At 62.9% G+C, this 23,585-nt stretch carries 24 protein-coding genes; 7 read left to right on the forward strand and 17 right to left on the reverse strand.

Annotated elements, in window-relative coordinates; translation table 11 throughout:
- Positions 1-113: 113 nt before the first annotated feature.
- The 6 genes from MGMSRV2_RS02265 to miaA form a co-directional block, all read right to left on the reverse strand.
- Positions 114-2,096: an ATP-binding protein gene (locus MGMSRV2_RS02265; RefSeq protein WP_024078696.1), complete on the reverse strand. Its 1,983-nt coding sequence runs from the start codon at positions 2,094-2,096 to the stop codon at positions 114-116.
- A gap of 80 nt (positions 2,097-2,176) precedes the next feature.
- Positions 2,177-4,201, reverse strand: a complete 2,025-nt coding sequence (locus tag MGMSRV2_RS02270; RefSeq protein WP_084027877.1) for an ATP-binding protein — start codon at positions 4,199-4,201, stop codon at positions 2,177-2,179.
- Positions 4,202-4,344: 143 nt separating this feature from the next.
- Positions 4,345-5,364 carry a ketol-acid reductoisomerase gene (gene ilvC, locus MGMSRV2_RS02275; RefSeq protein ID WP_024078698.1) on the reverse strand — a complete coding sequence of 340 codons (1,020 nt, stop codon included), beginning with the start codon at positions 5,362-5,364 and terminating at the stop codon, positions 4,345-4,347.
- Between the two features lie 59 nt (positions 5,365-5,423).
- Complete coding sequence (gene ilvN / locus MGMSRV2_RS02280; protein WP_024078699.1) at positions 5,424-5,936, reverse strand: acetolactate synthase small subunit; 513 nt, start codon at positions 5,934-5,936, stop codon at positions 5,424-5,426.
- An 18-nt stretch (positions 5,937-5,954) separates the two neighbouring features.
- Complete coding sequence (locus MGMSRV2_RS02285) at positions 5,955-7,724, reverse strand: acetolactate synthase 3 large subunit (protein ID WP_024078700.1); 1,770 nt, start codon at positions 7,722-7,724, stop codon at positions 5,955-5,957.
- Between the two features lie 102 nt (positions 7,725-7,826).
- On the reverse strand, positions 7,827-8,765 hold the full coding sequence (miaA, locus tag MGMSRV2_RS02290; RefSeq protein WP_024078701.1) for a tRNA (adenosine(37)-N6)-dimethylallyltransferase MiaA: 939 nt from the start codon (positions 8,763-8,765) through the stop codon (positions 7,827-7,829).
- Between the two features lie 110 nt (positions 8,766-8,875).
- Between miaA and serB the strand changes: the two genes are divergently transcribed.
- Both serB and MGMSRV2_RS02300 read left to right on the forward strand, forming a co-directional pair.
- Positions 8,876-9,769, forward strand: a complete 894-nt coding sequence (gene serB, locus MGMSRV2_RS02295; protein WP_024078702.1) for a phosphoserine phosphatase SerB — start codon at positions 8,876-8,878, stop codon at positions 9,767-9,769.
- Position 9,770: 1 nt separating this feature from the next.
- Positions 9,771-10,061 (forward strand): DUF6156 family protein, encoded by a 291-nt coding sequence (locus MGMSRV2_RS02300; RefSeq protein ID WP_024078703.1) that lies wholly within the window; start codon positions 9,771-9,773, stop codon positions 10,059-10,061.
- Here MGMSRV2_RS02300 and MGMSRV2_RS02305 read toward each other — a convergent pair.
- The 4 genes from MGMSRV2_RS02305 to ccoG form a co-directional block, all read right to left on the reverse strand.
- Positions 10,058-11,305 (reverse strand): phosphatidylserine decarboxylase family protein, encoded by a 1,248-nt coding sequence (locus MGMSRV2_RS02305; protein ID WP_024078704.1) that lies wholly within the window; start codon positions 11,303-11,305, stop codon positions 10,058-10,060. The two genes, MGMSRV2_RS02300 and MGMSRV2_RS02305, sit on opposite strands and share 4 nt — an antisense overlap.
- A 166-nt stretch (positions 11,306-11,471) precedes the next feature.
- Positions 11,472-11,618, reverse strand: coding sequence for a hypothetical protein (locus tag MGMSRV2_RS21325; RefSeq protein ID WP_024078705.1), 147 nt, complete (start codon positions 11,616-11,618; stop codon positions 11,472-11,474).
- Positions 11,619-11,680: 62 nt separating this feature from the next.
- A complete protein-coding gene (locus tag MGMSRV2_RS02310) occupies positions 11,681-13,882 on the reverse strand; it encodes a transporter substrate-binding protein (protein WP_024078706.1) in 2,202 nt (733 codons plus the stop codon).
- A 177-nt stretch (positions 13,883-14,059) separates the two neighbouring features.
- Positions 14,060-15,526: a cytochrome c oxidase accessory protein CcoG gene (gene ccoG, locus MGMSRV2_RS02315; RefSeq protein ID WP_024078707.1), complete on the reverse strand. Its 1,467-nt coding sequence runs from the start codon at positions 15,524-15,526 to the stop codon at positions 14,060-14,062.
- Positions 15,527-15,647: 121 nt separating this feature from the next.
- Between ccoG and MGMSRV2_RS02320 the strand changes: the two genes are divergently transcribed.
- Genes MGMSRV2_RS02320 through MGMSRV2_RS02330 form a run of 3 tightly spaced genes read left to right on the forward strand, consistent with a single transcriptional unit; the run spans position 15,648 to position 17,350 of the window.
- Positions 15,648-16,163 (forward strand): GNAT family N-acetyltransferase, encoded by a 516-nt coding sequence (locus tag MGMSRV2_RS02320; RefSeq protein ID WP_242410709.1) that lies wholly within the window; start codon positions 15,648-15,650, stop codon positions 16,161-16,163.
- Positions 16,160-16,606, forward strand: a complete 447-nt coding sequence (locus tag MGMSRV2_RS02325) for a YaiI/YqxD family protein (RefSeq protein WP_024078709.1) — start codon at positions 16,160-16,162, stop codon at positions 16,604-16,606. The genes MGMSRV2_RS02320 and MGMSRV2_RS02325 overlap by 4 nt, the downstream gene beginning before the upstream one ends.
- A 36-nt stretch (positions 16,607-16,642) precedes the next feature.
- Complete coding sequence (locus MGMSRV2_RS02330; RefSeq protein ID WP_024078710.1) at positions 16,643-17,350, forward strand: Crp/Fnr family transcriptional regulator; 708 nt, start codon at positions 16,643-16,645, stop codon at positions 17,348-17,350.
- Here the strand turns inward: MGMSRV2_RS02330 and MGMSRV2_RS02335 are convergent, their stop codons facing one another.
- Both MGMSRV2_RS02335 and ykgO read right to left on the reverse strand, forming a co-directional pair.
- Positions 17,351-17,920, reverse strand: coding sequence for a tetratricopeptide repeat protein (locus tag MGMSRV2_RS02335; RefSeq protein WP_144084260.1), 570 nt, complete (start codon positions 17,918-17,920; stop codon positions 17,351-17,353).
- Positions 17,921-18,018: 98 nt separating this feature from the next.
- Entirely contained in the window at positions 18,019-18,144 is a 126-nt protein-coding gene (gene ykgO, locus MGMSRV2_RS02340) for a type B 50S ribosomal protein L36 (protein ID WP_041633398.1), read from the reverse strand.
- A 139-nt stretch (positions 18,145-18,283) separates the two neighbouring features.
- Between ykgO and MGMSRV2_RS02345 the strand changes: the two genes are divergently transcribed.
- Entirely contained in the window at positions 18,284-19,072 is a 789-nt protein-coding gene (locus tag MGMSRV2_RS02345) for an N-formylglutamate amidohydrolase (RefSeq protein ID WP_024078712.1), read from the forward strand.
- Here the strand turns inward: MGMSRV2_RS02345 and MGMSRV2_RS02350 are convergent, their stop codons facing one another.
- Both MGMSRV2_RS02350 and MGMSRV2_RS02355 read right to left on the reverse strand, forming a co-directional pair.
- Positions 19,073-19,456 (reverse strand): response regulator, encoded by a 384-nt coding sequence (locus MGMSRV2_RS02350; protein WP_024078713.1) that lies wholly within the window; start codon positions 19,454-19,456, stop codon positions 19,073-19,075.
- 122 nt (positions 19,457-19,578) lie between these two features.
- The gene (locus tag MGMSRV2_RS02355) at positions 19,579-19,977 is read right to left on the reverse strand and encodes a response regulator (RefSeq protein ID WP_024078714.1); all 399 of its coding nucleotides are present in this window, start codon (positions 19,975-19,977) and stop codon (positions 19,579-19,581) included.
- Positions 19,978-20,141: 164 nt separating this feature from the next.
- Between MGMSRV2_RS02355 and MGMSRV2_RS02360 the strand changes: the two genes are divergently transcribed.
- Positions 20,142-20,405: a DUF2312 domain-containing protein gene (locus tag MGMSRV2_RS02360; protein ID WP_024078715.1), complete on the forward strand. Its 264-nt coding sequence runs from the start codon at positions 20,142-20,144 to the stop codon at positions 20,403-20,405.
- A 32-nt stretch (positions 20,406-20,437) separates the two neighbouring features.
- On the opposite strand, the gene MGMSRV2_RS02365 is transcribed toward MGMSRV2_RS02360, so the two are convergent.
- The 3 genes from MGMSRV2_RS02365 to folK all read right to left on the reverse strand — a co-directional run bounded on the left by MGMSRV2_RS02365 (position 20,438) and on the right by folK (position 23,580).
- Complete coding sequence (locus tag MGMSRV2_RS02365) at positions 20,438-22,564, reverse strand: ATP-binding protein (protein WP_024078716.1); 2,127 nt, start codon at positions 22,562-22,564, stop codon at positions 20,438-20,440.
- Between the two features lie 125 nt (positions 22,565-22,689).
- A complete protein-coding gene (locus MGMSRV2_RS02370) occupies positions 22,690-23,070 on the reverse strand; it encodes a dihydroneopterin aldolase (RefSeq protein ID WP_024078717.1) in 381 nt (126 codons plus the stop codon).
- Between the two features lie 12 nt (positions 23,071-23,082).
- The gene (folK, locus tag MGMSRV2_RS02375) at positions 23,083-23,580 is read right to left on the reverse strand and encodes a 2-amino-4-hydroxy-6-hydroxymethyldihydropteridine diphosphokinase (protein ID WP_024078718.1); all 498 of its coding nucleotides are present in this window, start codon (positions 23,578-23,580) and stop codon (positions 23,083-23,085) included.
- Positions 23,581-23,585 lie beyond the last annotated feature (5 nt).

A 23,585-nucleotide genomic window follows, 5' to 3' on the forward strand; every position in this document is an offset into this window, starting at 1 on the left:
GTTCGGTCACGGGAAGGACGGTTTGGATTGCGATTGTGGCAAAATTGTGGCCGCCGCACCGCAACGCGGCTATAGGAAGTCCAAGTTGAGTGTCGTTGTCAACAGGCTATCTGTCACGCCGGCAGGGTGAAGCTGAACACAGCCCCTTGATTGGGGCCGGCGGAATCGACCCAGATACGACCGCCATGGCTTTCGACGATCTTTTTGCAGATGGACAGGCCAATGCCCGAGCCGCCGCCATGTTCGTCGCGCCCGTGCAGACGCTGGAAGATACGGAAGATGCGGTCATAGAATTCGCGGCTGATGCCGATGCCGTTGTCGGACACCGATATGCACCAGGCTCCGGTTTGGCGTTGGGCGGCGATCTCGATGCAAGGGGATACGCCGGGCTGGCGGTATTTGATGGCGTTGGCGATCAGGTTCTGGAACAGGCGGACCATGTCGTCGGCACTGGCGAACAAAGTCGGCAGCGGGCCGGCGACAATGGTGGCATTTTGCTCGGCCATGGCCAGTTCCAACAGGTTTTTGGCCTGATCCAGGCATAGATTGAGGTCGACCATACCGCGCTGCGCCGACATGCGCCCGATGCGCGAATATTGTAAAAGGTCCTGGATCAGCCGATCCATGCGCTGGGCGCCGTCGCGGGCGAAAGCGATGAATTCCTTGATTTCATCGCTCAGTTCCGTGCCCATACGCCGTTCGATCAGGCCCATATAGCTGTTGATCATGCGCAACGGTTCGCGCATGTCGTGGCTGGCCACATAGGCGAATTCTTCAAGCTCGGCGTTGGATTGTTGCAGCTTTTCTTGAAACTGGCGCGATTCGGTGATGTCGATGCCCGAGGCCAAGCTGCCTGCCGGCTGGCCGTCCTGGTCGCGCAAAGGCCGCGCCACTTCGTGAATCCAGGCATAGCTGCCGTCGTTGCGGGCCAGACGGTATTCGTGCTCGCCGCCCTTGGCCAGACCCGCCCGGTCGTCGGGATGCACCGCTTCCAGCCAGCCCTGGCCCAGGGCATCGGTGGAGGGGTGGCCGGTAAAGGCGGTCCAGGTGGCGTTGACGTATTGGCACTGGCCGTTCGAGTCCTGACGGCGCACCAGGGTCGGCATTTCGTCGAGCACCTGCATATAATAGTCGCGTGCCTTCAGTACCTGTTCTTGCGCTAGTTGGTGGCTTCTCTCACGGCTGCCGCGCACCCTGACCAGGGCGACGGCGAAGGCGATGACCAACAGGGCGACCGCCACATTGCCGATCAGCCGCGGCAGAACCGGGCGCAGGATATCGGCTCGGGTGGCGCTGACGCCGATGACCAACCCCCAGGGCTCGATGGTGCGTAGCGCGATCAGCCTGACCTTGCCATCGATGCCGCCCACCCCTTCCTGGATGCTGGCCTGCTTGCCCGAAGCCAGATGGGCTACCCGCAGCGGCACCTTGGCCAGCGACCGACCGATGGGGGCGCCGTCCATGCTGGGGGCGCGGGCCAGCACGGTGTGGTCGCGGTTGGTGACGGAAATGGCGCCGCTTGCCTCGGATGGCAAGGCCGCTTCAACGATGCCGGAAAACAGGCTGGGCGACAGGGCGGAAACGAAGATGGCCTGCACTTGTCCCTTTTCGTCGCGTTTGGCGCGGGCGGCGAAGATCACAGTGCGCGACAGCAGACTGGTGACCGGTTCGGACACGAACAAGAGGTCGGAGGAAGGATTGGCGCGGAAAAAATCCAGATAGGACCGGGCCCCCACATTCTTGCCCACCAGCGAAGCGTTGGTGGAATGGGTGATGGTGCCGTCGGGGGTGGTGATGGTGATGGTCAGCGCCGCCGGTTCAAAGCGGGCGCGGGTGGTGAGAAAGCGGTTATAATCGCTGTCGCCGGGACGATAGGTGGGCTTGAACTCGGCGGCGGCATCGGCCAACAGGAAGTCCAGGGATCTGATGGTTTGCCCGACGCGGGCTTCAACCACCCGGGACAGGGCATCCAACCGCTCGACCGCTTCGCTCCGTCGATCGACCACCAGGGAATACGAGTCCCAGGCGGTCATGCCGATGACAGTGACGATGACGACCACCGCCCAGAACCAATCCGTGCCCCGTTTCGCCGCCATGGCGTCTGCTCACCTCAAAGTCACCTCACCAGGGTAGAACCTTGATCCAGGGCACACAAGGGAGACAAAAGGCGGAAAACCTAGCCGTTCAGGGCCGGCAGGATGAAGGTGAAAGTGCATCCCTGGTTGGTTCCGGCGGAATCGACCCAGATGCGACCACCATGGCTTTCAACGATCTTCTTGCAGATGGACAATCCGATGCCGGAGCCGCCGCCATGGTCGTCGCGGCCATGCAGGCGCTGGAAGATGCGGAAGACGCGATCAAAATAGGTGCGGTCGATACCGATGCCGTTGTCCTGCACCGAAAGCCGCCACGATCCGGCCTCGCGCTGGCAATCGATGCGGATTTCCGGGGCGATCCCCGGCTGCGCGTATTTGATGGCGTTGGCGATCAGGTTCTGGAACAGGCGCACCATGTCGTCATCGCTGGCATTGAGCGTGGGCAGGGCGCCGATGCACAGCCGGGCCCGGCTTTCATCGATCATCACTCCCAGATTGGACAGCGCCACCGACAGGCAATCGGCCAAATCCAGAGGCCGTCGGGCCGTGGACATGCGACCGATGCGGGAATATTGTAGAAGGTCCAGGATCAGGCGGTCCATGCGGGTGGCGCCGTCCTTGGCGAAAGCCAGGAATTCCTGGATGTCGCTTTCGACCTTGCAGCCCAGGCGGCGCTCGATCAGCCCCATATAGCTGCTGACCATGCGCAACGGCTCGCGCAGATCATGGCTGGCCACATAGGCGAACTGTTCCAATTCAGCGTTGGACTGGGTCAGCTTTTCCTGGGCTTCGCGGGTCTCGGTGACGTCCAGACAGGCGGCCAGATGACCGGCGAAGCTGCCGTCCTGGTGATGAAATGGCTGGGCCACCTCGTGCATCCAGCGATATTGGCCATCATATCGGCGCAGGCGGAATTCCTGTTCGCTGCTCTCGCGCCGGTGCAGGCGGGACGCGTTGGCGTCTTGCCATGATGCCAGATCGTCGGGATGCACCAGCGGACGCAGATCGCCGGCGGTGGCGCCGCAATAGGCTTGCAGCGTGCCGTTGGTATAATCGATACGGCCCAGGTCGTCGCAGCGCCAGATATGCACCGGCAGGTGGTCGAGAACCCGCATGTAATAATCGCGGGCCAGCGCCAGTTCGCGCTGGGTTTGCAGGCGTTGGCGTTCGCGACCGCCGAGAAAGCGGCCCAAGACCATCACTACGGCGCCGACGATGATCAGGAAGATCAAATCGGCCACCAGGGTCTTCAAAACCGGCTCGAACAAATGCTGGGCGGAAATGGTCACCACCACCACCAGATTGTGCAGGTTGGTGTCGCGGATGATCAACAGGCGCTCGAACTGGTCGGGACCGCCGCCACCTTGTAGCACCGACAATGCGTTACCGCTGGTGATATGGGCCTGGAACATGGGGGCACCGGCCAGCGAGGCGCCGGGGGTGGTGTTGGCGAGTTCCGGGCGTCGGGCCAGCACGGTGCCGTCGCGGCGCAATATGGCGATGGCGCCGCTGTCTTCTGACGGCAAGGCCGATTGCAGCAACGATCCCAGCAATTCCGGGTTGATGCCGGTCAGCACCACCGCCCGCAGACGCCCGTCGTCATGGCGGATGGCCCGGGCGGTGAAGATCACCGGGTTGTTGGCGATGCTGACCGCCGGCTTGCTGATGAACATGGAGGTGTCGTCGGGATGGGCGCGGAAATGGTGCAGGTAATCGCGCTCGCCCACATTGCGCCCGACGAGGGAAACATTGGAGGCATGGATGATTGTGCCATCCGGGCTGACCACCGAAATGGTCAGGGCATCGGTGAAGATGAAGCTGCGGCCCTTGAGTAAGCGCAGGAAACCGGAATCACCCGGCGGACGGTCGAACGGCAGTTCGTTGGCGGTTTCCCGCAGCAGCATGTCCAGAGTCTGGAAGGTCTGTTCGGTGCGGGCCTCGACCACCTTGGCCAGGGCGGTCAAGCGCTCGACCGTCTGGCGGCGGTGTTCGACATAGCTGCGCCCGATATCCCACAGCAGCACGGCCAGACACAGCAGCATGACCATCCCCAGCCATGCCCGCGTCAGCGTCATCTGCCGGCGCAAAGCCGCGATCATCGTCATTGTCTGTCGCCGATTGTTCACCCCTGACCAATGTACATGCTTGGGCGGATGATCTCCATAACCAATGGATATGGCCGTGACCCAAGAAAAAACCCCGGAAGTTTCCTTCCAGGGTTTTCTGCGTCGATACTGAAAGACCGGCCTTAGTTCTTGGCCTTGTCCACCAGCTTGTTCTTGGAAATCCACGGCATCATGCCGCGCAGGCGTTCGCCCACCTGCTCGATCGGGTGTTCAGACTGGATGCGGCGGGTGGCCTTGAAGCTGGGCTGGCCAGCCTTGCATTCCAGCATCCAATCGCGGACGAAACGGCCCTGCTGGATGTCTTCCAGCACGCGCTTCATTTCCTTCTTGGTTTCTTCGGTGATGATGCGCGGGCCGGTGACGTAATCGCCGTATTCGGCGGTGTTCGAGATCGAGTAGCGCATGTTGGCGATGCCGCCTTCATAGATCAGGTCGACGATCAGCTTGACCTCGTGCAGGCACTCGAAATAGGCCATTTCCGGGGCATAGCCGGCTTCGACCAGGGTTTCGAAACCGTACTGGATCAGCTTGGTCAAGCCGCCGCACAGGACGACCTGCTCGCCGAACAGATCGGTCTCGCATTCCTCGCGGAAATTGGTCTCGATGATGCCGGACCGACCGCCGCCGATGGCGGAGGCATAGGACAAAGCGATTTCCAGGGCGTTGCCGGTGGCGTTCTGAGCCACGGCGACCAGGCAGGGAACGCCGCCGCCCTTCAGGTATTCACCGCGCACGGTGTGGCCGGGGCCCTTGGGGGCGACCATGAACACGTCCAGGTCCGGGCGCGGCACGATCAGGCCGAAATGCACGTTGAGGCCATGGGCGAACACCAGGGCGGCGTTCTGCTTCATGTTGTCGGCCAAGTCGCGGTAGTAAAGCTCGGCCTGCAATTCGTCCGGGGTCAGGATCATGACCACGTCGGCCCAGGCGGCGGCGTCGGCCGGGGTCATGACCTTCAGGCCTTCGCCTTCGGCCTTCTTGATGGTGGCCGAGCCGGCGCGCAGCGCCACGGCCACGTCCTTGATGCCGGAATCGCGCAGGTTCAGCGCATGGGCGTGGCCCTGGCTGCCATAGCCGACCACGGCGACCTTCTTGCCCTTGATCAGATTGACGTCGGCGTCACGATCGTAATAAACGCGCATGGAAACATTCCTTCCTGACAAAACGGGAATTCGGCCCGATAGAAATCTGGGCGAAGTGTTTAAAGCGGATTGGCGCCGCGCGCAATGGCGGCGACACCGGTACGCGACACATCGACCAGACCCAGGGGCTCCATCAGCTTGATGAAGGCGTCCACCTTCTCGGTGGCCCCCACCACTTCGAAGACGAAGCTTTCGTTGGTGCTGTCGATGACGTTGGCGCGGAAGATGTCGGCGATGCGCAGGGATTCCACCCGCTTTTCACCGGTGCTCGACACCTTGACCAGGGCCAGCTCACGGCTGACATGGGGGCCATCGGTGGTCAGATCGGCCACCTTGTAGATGGGCACCAGCCGGCGCAGCTGGTTCTTGATCTGCTCGACGATCATCTGGGTGCCGCTGGTGACGATGGTGATGCGCGACAGCGCTTCCTTGGTGTCGACCTCGGCCACCGTCAGGCTTTCGATGTTGTAGCCGCGGCCCGAGAACAGGCCGATGACACGGGCCAGCACGCCCGATTCGTTGGCGACCAGCACGGCGATGGTGTGGCGCTGGATCTCTTGCTCTTTGCTCACGTTGCTGTTCCTTATGCCTTAGACCAGAACCATGCCGCCTTCGTCCGAGCCGGGCTCGACGCGGACGTTTTCCTCCGGGCCGAGCACCATTTCGTTATGGGCCATGCCGGGCATGATCATGGGGAAGCAGTTTTCAGACGCGTCGGTGCGGACATCGACGATCACCGGGCGGTCCACCGCCAGCATTTCCTTGATGACGTCGTCCACCTCACTGGGCTTGGTGGCGCGCAGGCCGACGGCGCCAAAGGCATCGGCCAGCTTGACGAAGTCGGGGTGGTGTTCCATGTGGCTTTCGGAATAACGACCGCCATGGATCAGTTCCTGCCACTGGCGCACCATGCCCATGTACTGGTTGTTCAAGATGAACACCTTCACCGGCAGGCGATGCTGGCAGAGCGTGGCCATTTCCTGGATGTTCATCTGGATCGAGCTTTCGCCGGCGATGTCGATGACCAGGGCATTGGGATAAGCCACCTGCACGCCCATGGCCGCCGGCAGGCCGTAGCCCATGGTGCCCAAGCCGCCCGAGGTCATCCAATGGCAGGGCTGCTCGAACTTGAAGTGCTGGGCCGCCCACATCTGGTGCTGGCCCACTTCGGTGGTGATGTAGGGGTTCTTGTACTTGGTCAGTTCATAAAGCCGCTGGATGGCGTATTGCGGCTTGATGATCTTGTTGCTGTTTTCGTAGTGCAGGCAGTTGCGACCGCGCCAGCCCTCGATGGTCGCCCACCATTCCTTCAGCGCCTTTTCATGCGGGCGGCACTGCTTGGCCTTCCACACCTTGATCAGGTCTTCCAGGATGTGGGCGGCGTCGCCGATCACCGCCAGATCGACCATGACGTTCTTGTTGACCGAGCTGGGGTCGATGTCGATATGGATCTTCTTGGCGGTGGGGGCAAAGTCCTTCAGCCGACCGGTGATGCGATCATCGAAGCGGGCGCCGACATTGATGATCAGGTCGGCGCCGTGCATGGCCAGATTGGCCTCGTAGGTGCCGTGCATGCCCAGCATGCCCACCGAAAGCGGGTCGGAAGCCGGGAAGGCGCCCAGGCCCATCAGCGTCTGCGTGCACGGATAGCCGGTCATGCGCACGAACTGGGTCAGCAACTGGCAGGCGGCGACACCGGAATTGACCACGCCGCCACCGACATAGAACACCGGGCGCTTGGCGGCGGCGATCATCTCGGCGGCTTTTTCGATGGCCTTGAGGTCGCCCTTGACCTGCGGCTTGTACTTGGTCTTCAGCTTGCTGGGCGATTGGTATTCGCCGCGACCGGTGATGACATCCTTGGGCAGGTCGATGACCACCGGGCCGGGACGGCCCGACTTGGCGACGTGGAAGGCTTCGTGCACCGTCCGGGCCAGATCATCGGGCTTCTTGACCAGATAATTGTGCTTGGTGCACGGCCGGGTGATGCCGGTGATGTCGGCTTCCTGGAAGGCGTCGTTGCCGATCAGATTGGTCGGAACCTGGCCGGTGATGCACACCAACGGCACCGAATCCATCAAGGCGTCGGTCAGGCCGGTGATGGTGTTGGTGGCGCCGGGGCCGGAAGTCACCAAAACGCAGCCGACGCGCCCGGTGGAACGGGCATAGCCCTCGGCGGCGTGGACGGCGGCCTGCTCATGGCGGACCAGGATGTGGCGCAGGCGGTTTTGCTTGAACAATTCGTCGTAAATGGGCAGCACTACGCCACCCGGATAGCCGAAAATTACCTCGACGCCCTGGTCGACAAGGGCCTTCAAAAGGATTTCCGCACCGGTCATCTGCGCATCGTGCTGTGCCATTTCGCACCTTTATTCCTATGAACGCGAACAGCAGCCACCCATAAACGCACGCATCCGCGTGCGGCCACAAGGTGGCTGCGAGCGGGACAACCTATCGCTTCACTAAGGCGGGGTCAATAGAAAGTGGCGAACTTTCGCAAAGATTTCGTCAAAAATTCTTTCCGAAAGTTGCGTAGAAACCACCTCTGGCTTTTCAAGTTGATGCCGGAACCACGTCAACTGCCGTTTGGCGTAATTTCGTGTCGCCCGTTGCGCCGCTTCCACCGCCTGGATTTCGGTCATGGCGCCACTAGCCAGTCGGGCCAGTTCGGGCACGCCCAGGGCCTTCATGGCCGGCAGCGCCGGATCAAGGCGCAAGTCCAGCAAGGCGCGCACCTCGTCCAGCGCCCCTTGCGCCATCATCGCCCGGAAGCGTTGGTCGCACTGGGCGTAAAGAATGTTGCGCGGCGGGTCCAGCGCCAGGGTCAGCCAGCGCGCCGGCACCGCCCCTTCCATGGGCAGGGATTGCCAATGGGCCAGGGATTGGCCGCTGGCTTCCAGCACCTCCCAGGCCCGGGCCAGGCGCTGGGAATTGGCCGGGTCCAGCCGTGCCGCCATCACCGGGTCGCGCTTGGCCAGTTGCGCATGAAAGCCAGCGTTGCCCATCTCGGCCAGCAAGGCCCGCGTATGGGCGCGGATGTCATCGGGAATCGGCGGGGCGGGGGAAATGCCGTGCATCAAGGTGCGGATATAAAGCCCGGTGCCTCCCACCACCACCGGCAGTCGGCCCTGCGCCCAGGTCTCTTCCATGGCGGCGGCGGCCATCTCTTTCCACAGGGCGGCGGAGCAGTTGACCGATGGCGGCAACGTGCCATACAGGCGATGGCGGGCCTGGGCCTCTTCCTCCGGGGTGGGGCGGGCGGTGATTACCCGCAGCACGTCATAGACCTGCATGGAATCGGCGTTGATGACAGTGCCGTCGAAGGCGCGGGCGATGGCCAGGGCCAGACCTGACTTGCCTGACGCGGTGGGACCGGCGATGACGATGGCGGGACGGTTCATGGTCTTGCCTATACCATCTTGAGGACTTGGGCGGAACCTTCCCTTGCCAAGCGGCGCCCTTGGCCGTAAAGCTTTGGCCGCCGCCATGACCACGCACAACCGGGTGATTGATGGAAAACATACTGACGCTGATCGCCGGCCCAAAGGTCGGTCTGACCGACGCCATGGTGGCGGATATCCGCCAGGGATTGAAAGCCTTGGGCGCCCATGTGGCGGCGGCCCAATGGCTGTCGCCGGGCAAGGCCTGCGATCTGGCCTTCGGCGACCTTGCGCCGGAACAGGCAGACGCCGCGGCCCGTCAGCGCCTGGGTAAAGTGGCCGTCGACGTGGTGGCCCAAGCCGCCCAGGGTCGGCGCAAGCTGCTGCTGGTGGCCGACATGGATTCCACCATGGTGGTGGGTGAGACCCTGGACGAACTGGCCGAATATGCCGGCATCAAGGATCGTATTTCCGCCATCACCGCGCGGGCCATGAACGGCGAGATCGGCTTCGAGGCCGCGCTCAAGGAACGGATCGGCCTGATGGCCGGAGTACCGGAAACCGCCTTGGCCGAAACCTGGGCCAAGACCCGGCTGATGCCCGGCGCCCGCACCTTGGTGCAGACCATGAAGGCCAACGGCGCCTATGCGGTGCTGGTCTCGGGCGGCTTCACCTATTTTACCACCCGCGTGCGTGAGGCTTGCGGTTTCGACATCGATTTGGGTAACCGCTTCATCTTCACCGACGGCAAGCTGTCGGGGGTGGAAGACCCCATCCTGGGGCGTGAAACCAAACTGGCCACGCTGATCGGCACGGCGGGCGAACGCAAGATTCCGCTGGCTCTGGCGGCGGCGGTGGGCGATGGCGCCAACGACCTGGATATGATCAAGGCCGCCGGCCTGGGCGTGGCCTATCAGGCCAAGCCGGTGGTGGCGGCTGAAGCCCGCGTGCGCATCGACCATGGCGACCTGACGGCACTGCTTTATGCCCAAGGCTATGGCGATGACGACATGGTGGAGGGGTGAGATGGCTGATTTCCGCTATTTCACCACCTATACCGGCGTGCGCCTGCCGTTGAAGCTGGTGGGGCCGCTGGCCGAAACCGAAATCTCCAACCGCAATACCTTCATCCGCGCCCATTTCGACGGCGCCGAGCGGGTGGTGCGGCTGGAAAAATGCGTCTATGGCGCCGTGGTGCTGGGCCACGCCTATGACTACCACCCCAACGGCGCCTTGAAGCGGGCGGAAATCGTCGTCCATGACGAGGACGACGAAACCACCGTGTTGCATTTCGACGAAAACGGCACCGCCTGTTAAACCACCACGTTGGCCAAGGCTGAGTTCAACGGCACGATCTGGCTGTCATTCTCGCCGTAGGGCTGGGGCGGGATGAAATCCAGCGTTACCCCCGGCTGGAAGATCAGGCAATGGGTCGAGCCGCCGTATTGGAAATAGCCGATCTCGTCGCCCTTGGCCACGGTTTGGCCGATTTTCACCGCGATGATGCACGACGAGATTTCCGCCATGCCGACGAAGATGCAGCCGACCTTGCCCAGGGCCGGGTTGCCGGTGTCGATGACCATCACCGCCCGCGTCGCCACCGCGGTGATGAAGCCTTGGGAATTGTTGGGGCCGGCGGGGTCCAGACCTTCCGACGGCGCGTCGGCGTAATAGGTGCCGTTGACCACATAGGCGTCAACCACCGTACCGGATACCGGCGCATGCCAGCGATGGTAATTATAGGCCGACAGAAACGCCTGATAGACGGTGCCGCCGACAAAGGTTTCCGCCAGATCGCGGCGGTCGGCGGTGAACATGTCCATCAACGAATAGGGCTGGGTCTTGATCCAGAACTTGTCGAACAGATTGACCCCGGTCTGTAGCGCATAGGGGCCGGATTCGCAGGCGGCGGTCACCACCAGCGCATTGTCGGGGCTGGCCACCGGGCGCATGCCCGGCTTGAACAGACGGGTGAAGAAATCATTCCACGAGCGATAGCCCCAATGGGGCAGGGCAGGGTCGCAGATGAATTCCGACATGTTGACCTTGGTGGCGGCGGTGGTGCTGAACCAGCCCTTGGGATTGTCGGTGTTCAGATAATCGCGCGAGTTGGGACCGGACAAAAAGTCCGACCAATAACCGAGCACGGCGCGGATTTTCTCGTTGATGGCCGGGAACTGGAAGAAGGCGAAGCCCGACGGCATGCACATGGGCCAGTCCAACAGGGCGTTCAGCGGGCAGCCGACCAGGGACGAAGTGGAAAACGGCGGGGCGTAATGCATGACCGCGTTGATCCGCCGCATCAGCCCGTCGATATCGGCATAGCCCAAGCGATAGCCGGCGGTGTGGGCCTGCTCGATGGCCTGGGTCAGGTGCATGCGGTAAAGCGGCGTTTCCATGATGCAGTCGTAAAGCGCCTGCACCGGGCGCACCAGCGGGCGGTCGGGATGGGCGGCGACCTCGGCCTCGATTCCCAGGCGGAACTCGGCCAGCGCCGCTTCGTCCATGGGCAGCCAGCCACCGGGACGGGATTTGTTGATGGTGATGGATTGCGTGGTCATGGTCGGGCCTCCCCCACTTATGTTGGCATGAAACGCCGCCAGCAGGATGGCACGAAATCAGATAAACCTAAAACGTGTATTTTGTTATAAATTGTCTATCTTTGGTTTGATTGCGGGGTATGAAAAAGCCCCGGCAGGGTGTGCCGGGGCTTTTGCGAACCGAGATTTAATGGTGGCCGTGGCCGCCATGGCTGTCATGACCGTGACCATGGCCGTCGCCGGCGGCCTTGCCCGAGCCCACGCACATCAGCAGGCCATAGACGGCGACCGACGCGACCAGCAGCAAAATGACCCCTTGCAGCACACCGGACATGGCTTTTCTCCATTGATTGATTGCCGCGAAACTGGCACGGCGCGGGGGTTGAAGTCAACCGGCTACTCGGCCGCCAGGGCCGGGGCTGGCGTGGGTTGCTCCGGCTCCGGCGCGATCAGTCCGCTCGAGCGCCAGACGATGGCGATGGAGCCGTCGGCCTGCATGCGGCCCAGCAGGCACGGCTTATGCAGGTGGTTGTTGGTGTCATCGACGGAGACATCGAAACCGGTCAGCGACCGGGTCTTCTGTCCGGGCAAGGCCGCGCGCACCTTGTCCGGCTCGGTGCTGCCGCAGGCTTCCACCGCCGCCGCCCACAGGCGCAAGGCCATGACCGACGCCTCCATGGCGTCGTTGACCACCGCCTTGGGGTTGGCGCAATGTTGCCGCCACTGGCGCAGGAAGGCCTGGTTCTCCGGCGTGTCGATGCTCATCAGATAGTTCCACGCCACCATGTGGCCGGCCAGCAGGCGGGGATCGAGCAAGGCGGCCTCGGCCTCGCCGATGGAGACGGTGAGCACCGGCACCTCGGCGCCGCCCAATTGGCGGAAGAAGTGGAAGTTGCTGTCGCCGCCCACCGTGCTGACCACCAGCGCCTTGCCGCCACCGGCGCGGGCGAAGGCGCGGATATCGGCCACTGCCCGGGCCCAGTCGTCGGCGCCCACCGGCAGCAGGGTTTCACGCAGGCTCTGGCCGCTTATACCGCGTCCGCGCAGGTAATCGGTCAGCACCTTGTGGGTCAGACGCGGATACAGGGTGTCGTTGCCGATCAGGTAAAAACGACTGTATCCGCCGCCCTCGGCGCTCATCAGATATTGGATGGCCGGCAGCAATTGCTGGTTGGGCGGGGCGCCGCAATAGACGACGTTGGCAGCGGCCTCGGCCCCCTCGTATTGCGACGGATAGAACAGCAGGCCGTTGCGGTGGCCCAGCACCGGCAGGGTTTCCTTGCGCGCGGTGGAACTCCAGGCGCCGAACAGCGCCTGTACCCGGTCGTGGCCCAAGGCCTGATCGGCCAGTTCGGCGGTGCGCTTGGCATCCGATCGCGGATTGTAGAGCAGGGCTTCGACCGGGCGTCCCAACAGGCCGCCACGGGCGTTGAGCGCCGCCACTTCCATCAGCAGCACATCCTTCAACGGACGTTCGCCCACGGCCGAGCCACCTGACAGCGAATGCAGGATGCCGATACGGATGGCGCCGTGATCAAGGTCGTCCAGGAAGGTGCCGACGGCTTGGCCCAAGGTGTCCGATTGCTGGCCCAGCGCCCCGGCGGCGGCGTGCACGCTGTCGGCTTCGGCTCGGGTCTGGCTGCTGGCTTCGGCCACATCCTCGATGGAGGCGCTCATGCTTTCGGCCTCGGCGGCGGTGGCCCGGACGCCATCGGTGATGGCCCGGCTGGCGGCACTTTGCTGGTGCATGGTGGCGGCGATGGCGGCGACCAGGGCGTTGACCTCGTGCATGGAGCCGCCGATGGCATTCATGGCTGCCACCGCCTGATCGGTGGCCTGACGGATCTCGCCGGCGCGCCCGTCGATTTCGGCGGTGGCTTTCTCGGTTTCGGTCACCAGATTCTTGACCTCGGCGGCGACCACGGCAAAGCCCTTGCCGGCCTCACCCGCTCTTGCCGCCTCGATGGTGGCGTTGAGCGCCAGCATGCGGGTCTGGCCGGCGATGTCGGAAATGGTGCGAGCCATGCCGCCGATGCGCCCGGCGGCGTCGGACAGGCCGCGAATGGTGGCATCGGCGCTATCCACCAGTCCCACCGCCTGGGTGATGACCTGGGCGGCGCGGCTGGCCCGGCCTTCCAACTCGCCCAAGGACTGGTCCAACTGGCCAGCGGCCTCGGCCAGCACGGCGGCTTCGCTGGTGGCGGTGGCGGCACCGGTTTGCACCTGCTGGCTTTTTTCAGCCACGGTGCCGGCCTGGGCGACCAGGGCGCCGGCGGCGTCGCGCATGCTGTGGGCGGCATTGGACAGGTTTTGCTGCACGCCGGTGACCGTGCCTTCGAACTTGCCGATGAAGCTTTCCATGGAGCGGTGGCGTTGTTCCTGCACCTCGCGGTCGGCTTCCTGTTCGGCGATGGCGGCATCGGCCTCGACCAGCGCTTGGCGCATGGCCTCGACGGCGCGGGCCAGCCGGGCGGCGGCATCAGTGCCGGTTTGATGGGGGACTTTGACGAAGCGGTCGCCGGCGGCGATTTCTTCGGCGGCTTTGGCCAATTCGGCCAGTTGGGGCTTACGGGAAAAGGGTGAAACCGATTTCACCATGACGGCCTCCGGGTTGTGGCTCCGCCCCAGCCGTAGCAATCGGCATGCCGCCGCCCAGGCCAAGCTTATCCGTGGTCGTCAACCAGGGCGCGCCGACAAGATAGGCAGTCTGGCTTAAAACAAGGCAAAAAAGACCCCGGAAAACACATGTCTTTCCGGGGTCTCGGGATGGGCGGATTATTTATCCGGTCCGGCAAACAGCGTCTTGCTGCGGATGGGTTTTCCGCTTTTTCCTTGCTCGGTCAGGACAAAAGTCAGGTCGGCACTGCGTCCGGGCAGAACGTTTTCGGGAACGTTGACGAAGATGCGGTAGGTGGCGACCTGATCCTTTTCCACCTTCAGCTCCAATTCGGCGGCATCGGCCTTGCCGCCGACCACTTCCAAAGTGGCGCCAGCCAAGCCTTCGGTCTTCAGTACATAGGTGCGGTCCTCGCGCACCATGTTGAGAATCTTGTAGGCATAGCCGTTGCGGACCGATCCGTCGGACAATTGCACGTAAAGCGGCGCGCGTTCGTGCAAAACGTTGACTTCGGTGGTGGAGCGGGTCAGCAGCGATACCAGCATGATGCCGGCGACGATGGCCAAAAGGCCGGCATAGAGCACGGTGCGGGCGCGGATGGGCTTGATCCCCGGCGCTTTCCGTCCGGCCTCGCGCGCTTCCAGGTTGACCTGGGAATCATAGCTGATCAGGCCGCGCGGCAGGCCGAACTTGTCCATGATCTGGTCGCAGGCGTCGATGCAGACACCGCAGCCGATACAGGCCAATTGGTTGCCGAAGCGGATGTCGACGCCGGTGGGGCAGGATTGCACGCACATCTTGCAATCGACGCAATGGCCGCGATCAGCGAAATTGCGGTCCTTGGGGGCGGGGGCGCGCGGTTCGCCGCGCCAGGCTTCATAGCTGACGATCAGCGAATGTTCGTCGAACATGGCCGCCTGGAAGCGCGAATAGGGGCACATATAGACGCACACCCGTTCGCGGGCGAAGCCGCCCAACAGGAAACAGAAGCCGCCGATGATGATGATGAAGACATAGGCGGCGGTGGGCGCCTCCAGGGTGAAGATGTCCTTCAGCATCTGGAAGGCGTCGCCGAACCACAGCGTCACACCGATGCCGCAAGCGGCCGAGACCAGTGCCCAGGCGCCGACCACCACACTCTTCTTGGCCAGTTTGCCGACACTGGTGGGGGCGCGTTCAAAAGTGATGCGGGCGGTGCGTTCGCCGATCACCCAGCGTTCGATGTTCTGGAACAGATCGGTGTAGACCGTCTGCCAGCACAAGAAGCCGCACCAGACACGCCCGGCCAGGGCGCTCATCAGGAACAGGGAGATGGCGGCGATCAGCAGCAGGCCGGTGACGTAATAGATTTCCTGCGGCCAGATCTCGATATCGAAGAAATAGGCGCGCCGTCCGGCCATGTCGAGCAAGATGGCTTGTCCCGGCGCGTCGGGACCGCGATCCCAGCGCAGGAACGGTCCCAGATGCCACCAGGCCAGCAGAATGCCCGAGGCCCACCATTTGAGATTGCGGAACAATCCCTTGACGCCGCGCGGTACGGCTTGGCCATTTTCGCGGTAAAACGGAACCTCGCCCTTGGTGGGCTGGCGCTCGGTGATCTGATCAGGGTCGATGGTCGCGTTCATGGGTGCCTTGTCCTCCTGTCCCGAGTCCAGGTTTAGCTGAGGCTTAACCAGTTTTCAGTGACATTTGTCACTAACAGCCATGCAGGAATGGAGGGTCTGGTTGCGAACCCAACGCCTAATATTGCGCGCCTGGCGCTCCGACGATCTGGCCGCCTTCCGTCTCATCAACGCTGACCCCGAGGTCATGGCCCTGATGCCGTCAACACTGGATTCTGGTCAAAGCGACGCCCAGGGCTTGCGCATCATGGATAATCTGTCCACCCGCGGCTGGGGCCTGTGGGCGGTGGAAGTGCAAGGCGGCAGCCCGTTCATCGGCTATGTCGGGCTGAACGAACCGGCCCAGCCCATGCCGTTCGCCACCCAAGGCCAAACGGTGGAAATGGCCTGGCGCCTGGGCCGTGGCCATTGGGGCCACGGCTATGCCGCCGAGGCCGCCGCTGCTGCCCTGGATTTCGGCTTTTCCACCCTGGGCTTGGCGGAAATCATCGCTTATACGGTACCGCACAATCACCGTTCGCGCCGGGTGATGGAGCGCATCGGTCTGGTCCGCGACACTGCGGGCGATTTCGATCATCCCGTCCTGCCGCCCGGCCATGCCTTGCGCCGCCATGTTCTCTATAGAAAGAGCCGTTCATGACCCGCATCTTCATCGACGGCGACGCCTGCCCGGTCAAGGACGAGGTTTTGCGCGTTGCCGCCCGACACCAATTGCCGGTGATCATCGTTGCCAATCGCTGGCACCGCATCGACCATTATCTGGTCGAGCAGGTGGTGGTGGCCGAAGGCGCCGATGCCGCCGACGACGTCATCGCCGAACGCTGCCAGGACGGTGACGTGGTGGTCACCGCCGATATTCCGCTGGCCGCCCGCTGTCTGGCCAAGGGGGCGCTGCCCCTGGATTCGCGCGGGCGGGCGTTTCAAGAGGCCAATATGGGCATGCAACTGGCCATGCGTAACCTGATGACCGATTTGCGCGAACAGGGCACCGTCACCGGCGGGCCGTCAGGCTTCACCAAACAGGATCGCTCGCGTTTTCTCGACGGCTTGGAACGTCTGGTGCAGGCGGCCCGGAAACGATAGTCTATCATCCAATCATAATGTAACGGAAACAGGGCGATGCGCCGTAGTCAGATCGAAGCCGCGTGGTTGGGTAAGGCCGAATGCCGCACATGTGCCATCCGCGATCTGGTGCTGTTCGCCGATTTGCAGGAAGCGGATTTCCAGCTGATCCATTTGCCGGTGGAAGAGCTGATGCTGGATGCCGGGACGACGCTGTATCATTCGGGGGACGAGGGCGTCGCCGCCTTCACCATCCGCAGCGGTCTGGTCAAACTGGTGCAATACCTGCCCGACGGCAACCGCCGCATCGTCCGGCTGCTGCGCGCCGGCGACGTGGCCGGGCTCGAGGTGCTGGCCGGGCGCCCCTATGAACACGCGGCCCAGGTGTTGCAGACGGCCCTGGTCTGCCGTCTGCCGCGCGAGGTGGTCGAGCGGCTCAACCGCGAAACCCCACGCCTGCATCGCCAATTGATGAACAAATGGAGCGATTCTCTGCGTCTGGCCGATGAATGGCTGACCGAGTTGAACACCGGCACCGCGCGCCAGCGTATGGCGCGGCTGTTCGTGCATCTGTCGGGATTGAGCGAGGACGGCCTGTGCCGCATGCTGGGGCGCGAGGATGTGGGCGCCATCTTGTCGCTGACCACCGAAACCTCCAGCCGCACGGTGGCGGAATTCAAGCGTTTGGGAGTGGTTCAGGAAATCCGCCCCAACACTTTCCGCCTTGATCGCGGCCAGTTGGATGCCATCGCTGCCGGCGGCTGATCACAGCGCCAAGCCGATCACCTGATTGCGCAACTGGCTGACATCGTCGCGCAGGTCGGTCAGGTGCGGGTTCAGGTCCAGCGCGGTTTCAAATGCCGCCAGGGCAGCGCGCTCTTGTCCCATCTCCCGCATGATCAGCCCCAATCCGGCCCAGGCGCCGAAATGGCGCGGCTCCAGCGTCAAGGTGACGGCGATATCGGCCAGGGCCGCGGCATAATCGTCTTGGGCGTAATGCAAGGTCGCCCGCATGTTCCAGGCCGCCACCAGATCGGGGGCCTTGAGCACGATCTGATCGAGCAGGTGAAAGGCGGTGGGCAGATCGCCGCCATGCAGGGCGGCCTTGGCCCATTTCATCATTCGCTCCACCTCGGGCTGATTGCTGCGCGACCACACATGGCGGATGGTCGCCTCGAGCAGGCGGGCTTCGGCGGGATTGGTGGTGGTGTGCAATTGCTGGAACAGACGGTCCAGGCCGGGCTGGATTTCAGCATGGCTGGGCGGCTTTGGCGAGCAGGCATTGGCCGCGCCAAGCAGGATAATCGCCATCAGAAAGCCAATGATCCGTGCCATGACCTGCATGTGGGCACGGCGAAAGTCCTTGGCAAGACGGCAAGAAAAAACCGCGCTCCAGGTGGGGCGCGGTTTTTACTTTCGGTCCGGCCGGGCGATCAGCCCTGGCGAGCCTTGAAGCGGGGGTTCGTCTTGTTGATGACGAACACGCGGCCCTTGCGGCGGACAATACGGCAGTTCTTGTCGCGCAGCTTGGCCGACTTCAGCGAATTGCGAATCTTCATAATCCAACTTCCCTAAAGCTTTTAGGTCGCGAATGGTCTAGTCCGGGTGCGCGACCGGAGGCGGCGAAAATACGGAAACCCCCATAGGCTGTCAACCCATTGATGGATTTTTTCTGCGGCGCCATTTATCTATGTAGGCATGTTACAGTTTATCGCCCATCCCGACAACGATCCCGTGCCGTTTCAGCGCCTCGACGCCACCCATGACCCATCGGTGCTGATCGTCTGCGATCATGCCTCGGCGGTTATTCCGTCACGCCATGGCGATCTGGGATTGGCCGCCGATAGCCTGACCGATCACGTGGCCTGGGATATCGGTGCCGCCACCATCTCTCGTCTGCTGGCCGAGCGGCTGGGGTGTCACGCCATTTTGGCCGGAATCAGCCGTCTGGTCATCGATTGCAACCGCCAACCCGGTGATCCGTCCTCGATCCCGCATTGTACCTGTGGGGTCACGGTGCCCGGCAATCATAATGTGGACGATGCCGAGGCGGAAGCCCGGGCCGGGGCGTGGTTCTGGCCTTACCACCGCGAGATCGGCACCGTGCTGGGGCGCATGTTCCGCCATGGGCCGGTGCCGGCGATGATTTCGGTGCATAGTTTCACCCCGTGCATGCAGGGGTTTCAGCGGCCTTGGCAAGTCGGCGTGTTGTGGAACCGCGACGGTCGCATGGCCCTGCCGGTGATCGATTCCTTGCGCCAGGTGCCCGGATTATGCGTGGGCGACAACCAGCCTTATTCGGGGCGCGAGATCAATTACACCCTCGATACCCATGCCGGAGCGGCGGGGCTGCCGCATGTATCCTTTGAAATCCGTCAGGATCTGGTGCGGGACGAGGAAGGGTGTCGCCGCTGGGCCGATATCCTGGCCCGAATCTTGGCGCCGGTGCTGGCCGATCCGTCGTTGCGGCGTGTGCAGGTGTTTTGATCAGGCGGCTTGGCGGGCGCTGCTGCGTTGCAGGGCGGCGTATAATTGCTCGCGCGTGAATGGCTTGGGCAGGTAATGGCTGCTGTGGTCGCCAATGGTCCGGCGGATGCTGTCGGGGCAATGCTGGGCCGTCATCATGATGAAGGGCAAATGGGCCAGTGCGGGACGCAGGCGCATTTCCGCCATCAGGCCGTGGCCGTCCATGGGTTCCATATGCAAATCCGACAGTACGATGTCGACGGCTTGGCTGTTCAGGATTTCCATCGCCTCGCGCCCGTCTCCGGCCTCGACCACATCCAGGCTGCCATGCTGTTCCAGCATGCGGCGGATCATGCGGCGGGTCAGCGGGCTGTCTTCAACCACAAGAACGGTGCGAACAGGCATGATCTGGACTCTCGAAAGCCAATCATCGATCGGCTCAGGATGCCAGTATCCCCGGGCAAGTCCCACAAGGCGTTAGTCTTAGGCGCCTGATCATTGGCAGCACGCAGTGTCATACTTTCGATTCAGGCGGCGGGGCGCCACCGGACCACCTTGGTCAATTGGCGGGTCAGGGCATCAAGGCCGAAGGGCTTGATCAGATAGCCGTTAACGCCAGCCGAGCGGGCGCGTTGCACATGCTCCATCGACCCTTCGCCGGTGATCATGATGAAGGGGATGTGGCTGGTCGCCGGGTCTTCGCGCATGGCCATCAGAAGCTGCAGTCCGGTCATGGGAATCATGTTCCAGTCGGACAGGACCACATCTACGGGTTGAGCCCGGACCAACTGCAATGCGGTGGAGCCGTCATTGGCTTCGATGATCTGATCGATGCCCAATGACCTCAACATCTGCCGGACCAGCAAACGCATGGCGGGGATGTCCTCGACCAACATGATGCGGGGCTGCGACGACGGCGTGTTCATGGCCATGCTCTCTTTACGCGAATTTTCCGTGTTGTGCGCATCATATCTCCGGGTGTTTTTTCATGCATCGGGTGCGCACCTTATCCGGCGAATTTTTCCCGGCTTGAACCGGAAACGGTGGCGCATTATGGTCTGGCACCCATTCGAGGCCGAGGAATGAACAGATGAGCGACGACCAGAACAACAGCCAGATCGGGGGCATTGCCGCCGAGGCATTGCGCCAGTTCGTTGAGCGCATCGAGCGGCTGGAAGAAGAAAAGAAGGCGTTGTCCGCCGATATCAAGGACGTTTATGCCCAGGCGAAAAGCCAAGGCTTCGACACCAAGATCATCCGCAAGTTGATTGCCCTGCGCCGCATGGAAGAGCAGGAGCGCGAAGAGATCGACCAGTTGCTGGAACTGTACAAGGCCGCGCTGGGCATGGTCTGACTTTTCCACCGACGACCAAAAAGGCGCGGGGTTTACTCCGCGCCTTTTTTCATGTCGCGCTCGACCGGCAGGCTGAAGCCGAAGGTGGCGCCCTGGTCGGGGCCGTCACTGCGTCCCCAGATGGTGCCGCCATGGGCGGTGATGATCGACCGGCACAGCGCCAAACCAATGCCGGAACCGCCGATGCCGCTATTGGGATGCAAGCGTTGGAAGACCTGGAACAGGCGCTGCTCTTCCCCGGTGTCGAAGCCGCGGCCATTGTCGGCAAATTCGAAGATCCACAAGCCGTCGTCCCGGCGGGCGCTGACCTTGATCCGGGGCGGGCGGTCCGCCGCCCGGTATTTCAGGGCGTTGCCGATCAGATTTTGCATGACCCGCATGATCTGGCTGGGATCGGCGGGTAAGGTGGGCAGACTTTCGACCGAGATGTCGGCGCCATTGCTTTCGATGCTGGTGGCCAGGTTGGCCAGGGCGTCGGCGATCACGGCGTTCAAATCGGTGATTTCAAAGTGCCAGGCCTGCCGGCGCAGGCGTGAGTAATCCAGCAAATCGCTGATCATGCGCGACATACGCTTGGCGCCGTCGATGGCATAAGTGACGAAGTCACGGCCTTCCTGGTCCAGGGTGTCGCCATAGCGCCGTTCAATCAGCCCCACATAGCTGGCCACCATGCGCAGCGGTTCCTGCAAATCGTGGGAAATGGCATAGGAAAAACGTTCCAGCTCGGCGTTGGACCGGGCCAGTTCCTGTTCCAGGCGTTTGCGTTCGCTGATGTCCAGCACGCTGACCAGGACCATGGCCTCGCCCTTGAGGGAGCCGAAGGCCGCCGATAAGAGCGCGGTGAAGCGTTCACCGTCGGCCCGTTTCAACACGGCTTCCAGGTTGCGCACGATGCCGGTGTTGACCAGGGATTCGACCATGCGCGAGCGATCCGCCGGGCTTTCCCAGAAATTGGGCGCCACCTTGCCATAGGCCTCGGCTTGGGGCACCTGAAAGGCCTCGGCCGCCTGGGCGTTGATGTAGATCACTACGCCGTCCGAGCGGCGGGTGACCACCAGCGGCAACGGCGAGATGTCGGCGATCAGGCGAAAGCGTTCCTCGCTTTCTTGCAAGGCTTCCAGGGATTGCTGCAATTCCGCCGTGCGGGTTTCCACCTCGCGCGACAGCGTGTCGATGTGGTCGCGTTCCGTCGCCCGCAGCCTTTCGGCGGCGCTTTGATGCTGGTGTTCCGCCCGCACCATGCCCCAGGCCAGCAAGAAGATGGTGGCGGTCAGGGCCAGTTGGATGCCGCCGTGGATTTGCGCTTCGCGCACCCATTGGTGCAGCAATCTTTCATGGCTGATGCCGACATTGACCACCAGCGGATAACCGGGAACCTTGGTGAACCCCACCGTACGCGGGATGTCGTCGGTGATGCTGACCAACTCGCGCACGCTGCCGCTTTCGCCCAATTCACCATAGGCCAGGAACACCGCCGAACTGGCGATGGATCGACCGATGGCTTGCGGGGCGAAGGGATGGCGGGCGAACAGCACGCCTTCGGTCGAGAAAATTCCGGCGGCGTCGCCTTCGCCCGGGGTGGCGGCTCGCAGCGGGGCGGCGAGCAAGTCCGGCTCCAGGGCCATGCCGGCCATACCGAGGAAGCGCCCATCCGGGCTGATCACCGGCCGCGAGGCGAACCAAGCCATGGATTCGGTCAATCGGTCGGTGGCCGGCGGTGACAAGGCCATGCGCTGTTCCGACCAATGTCGGCGCTGATATTGGTAATGCTGACGGTCCGAGATATCCACCGGCAGCGACAGGGTTTGCTGTTGGCGATGCACCACCTGACGCATGATGCCATCGGCGTCGATCAGCGACAGGGCGCGGATTTCCTTGGTGGTCGCCAGCTTGGGGCGCAACGGCTCCAAGGTGCCGGCGGGGGCGGGGCCATCGGTGGGGATGCGGCTGACCGCCTCTTGCAGCAACTGATCCAGCAATTGCATGCTGGACATCACCCGTTGGGCGGCGGCATTGGACAAAGCCCGCGCCAGTTCCTGCCCCGAATCGATGTGGCGTTGGCGGGAATAAGCCAATTGCGCCGCCGACATGACGCTGGTGGTCAATACCAAGATGGCGGCGGCGATCCAGATACGAAGGCTGCGGCGGCGGAAATCCATGACCCTGAACTGTCGACTCCCCAATTTCTTTGGCCGAAGTCATTGTGCGGGGCCGCTTTAGTTGTGGCAAGGCCACAATTTATTGGATATGGGGCCTATACTTATGGATGTTGCCTTTTATTGCATTAGTCGCGCCGGCGTTCGATCTCGATACCAACCGACGCGGCTTCGGCATAGACGTCCAGCTTTTCGGCTCGGATGCGTACCGAACGGACCCGCTCATCCACCAGACACAGGGCGGCGATCTTTTCCGCCAGGGTTTCCACCAGATTGATGTGGCCTTCGGCCAGCAGGCGTTTGATGCCTTCGATGACGTCCTCGTAAGACACCACGTTGGCGATATCGTCGGACATCGGGCCGGCCTGTTCCAGTACGGCCATTTCCACGTTGATGCGCACCCGCTGCGGCGCCAGCAATTCGTGGGCGTGGATGCCGATCAGGCATTTCAGCACCAGATCGCGGACCAGGATGCGATAGATCTTGGCGTCGCCGTGCTTTGCGAACATGGAAAGTCTCTTTCAGGTCAGGGATTGGGCGGCGACGATCACCTGATCGTCGGCGGAAACGGGCAGGTCGGCCAGCAATCGCCCGATGGTGATGCCGGTCCGCGGATGCAGGACGGTGTCGGCGATGTCGGCCAAGGGCGCCAGGGCGAAGCGCCGCTCGCACAGCCGGGGGTGGGGGATGGTCAGGTCGGGATGGTCCAGCACCACGTCGTCATAAAGCAGAATGTCCAGGTCGATCAGGCGCGGGCCGTAACGGCGTGACGCCACCCGCCCCAATTCCTGCTCCAGGCCCTTCAAGCGGGCCAGCAGATCCAGCGGTGCCAGATCGGTGGCAAGGGCCACGGCCATGTTGAGGAAGGCGGGTTGGTCGGTGACGTAAAGCGGCGCGGTTTCATAAAGGCGGGATTGGTCGCCAATCCGGCCCAGTCGGGCCAGGGCATCGACGGCGATGCGCAGATTGGCCTGGCGGTCGCCCAGATTGGTGCCTAAACCCAGATAAACGCTTGCCATTGCTC

It is taken from the genome of Magnetospirillum gryphiswaldense MSR-1 v2, assembly GCF_000513295.1.
Lineage (GTDB): Bacteria > Pseudomonadota > Alphaproteobacteria > Rhodospirillales > Magnetospirillaceae > Magnetospirillum > Magnetospirillum gryphiswaldense.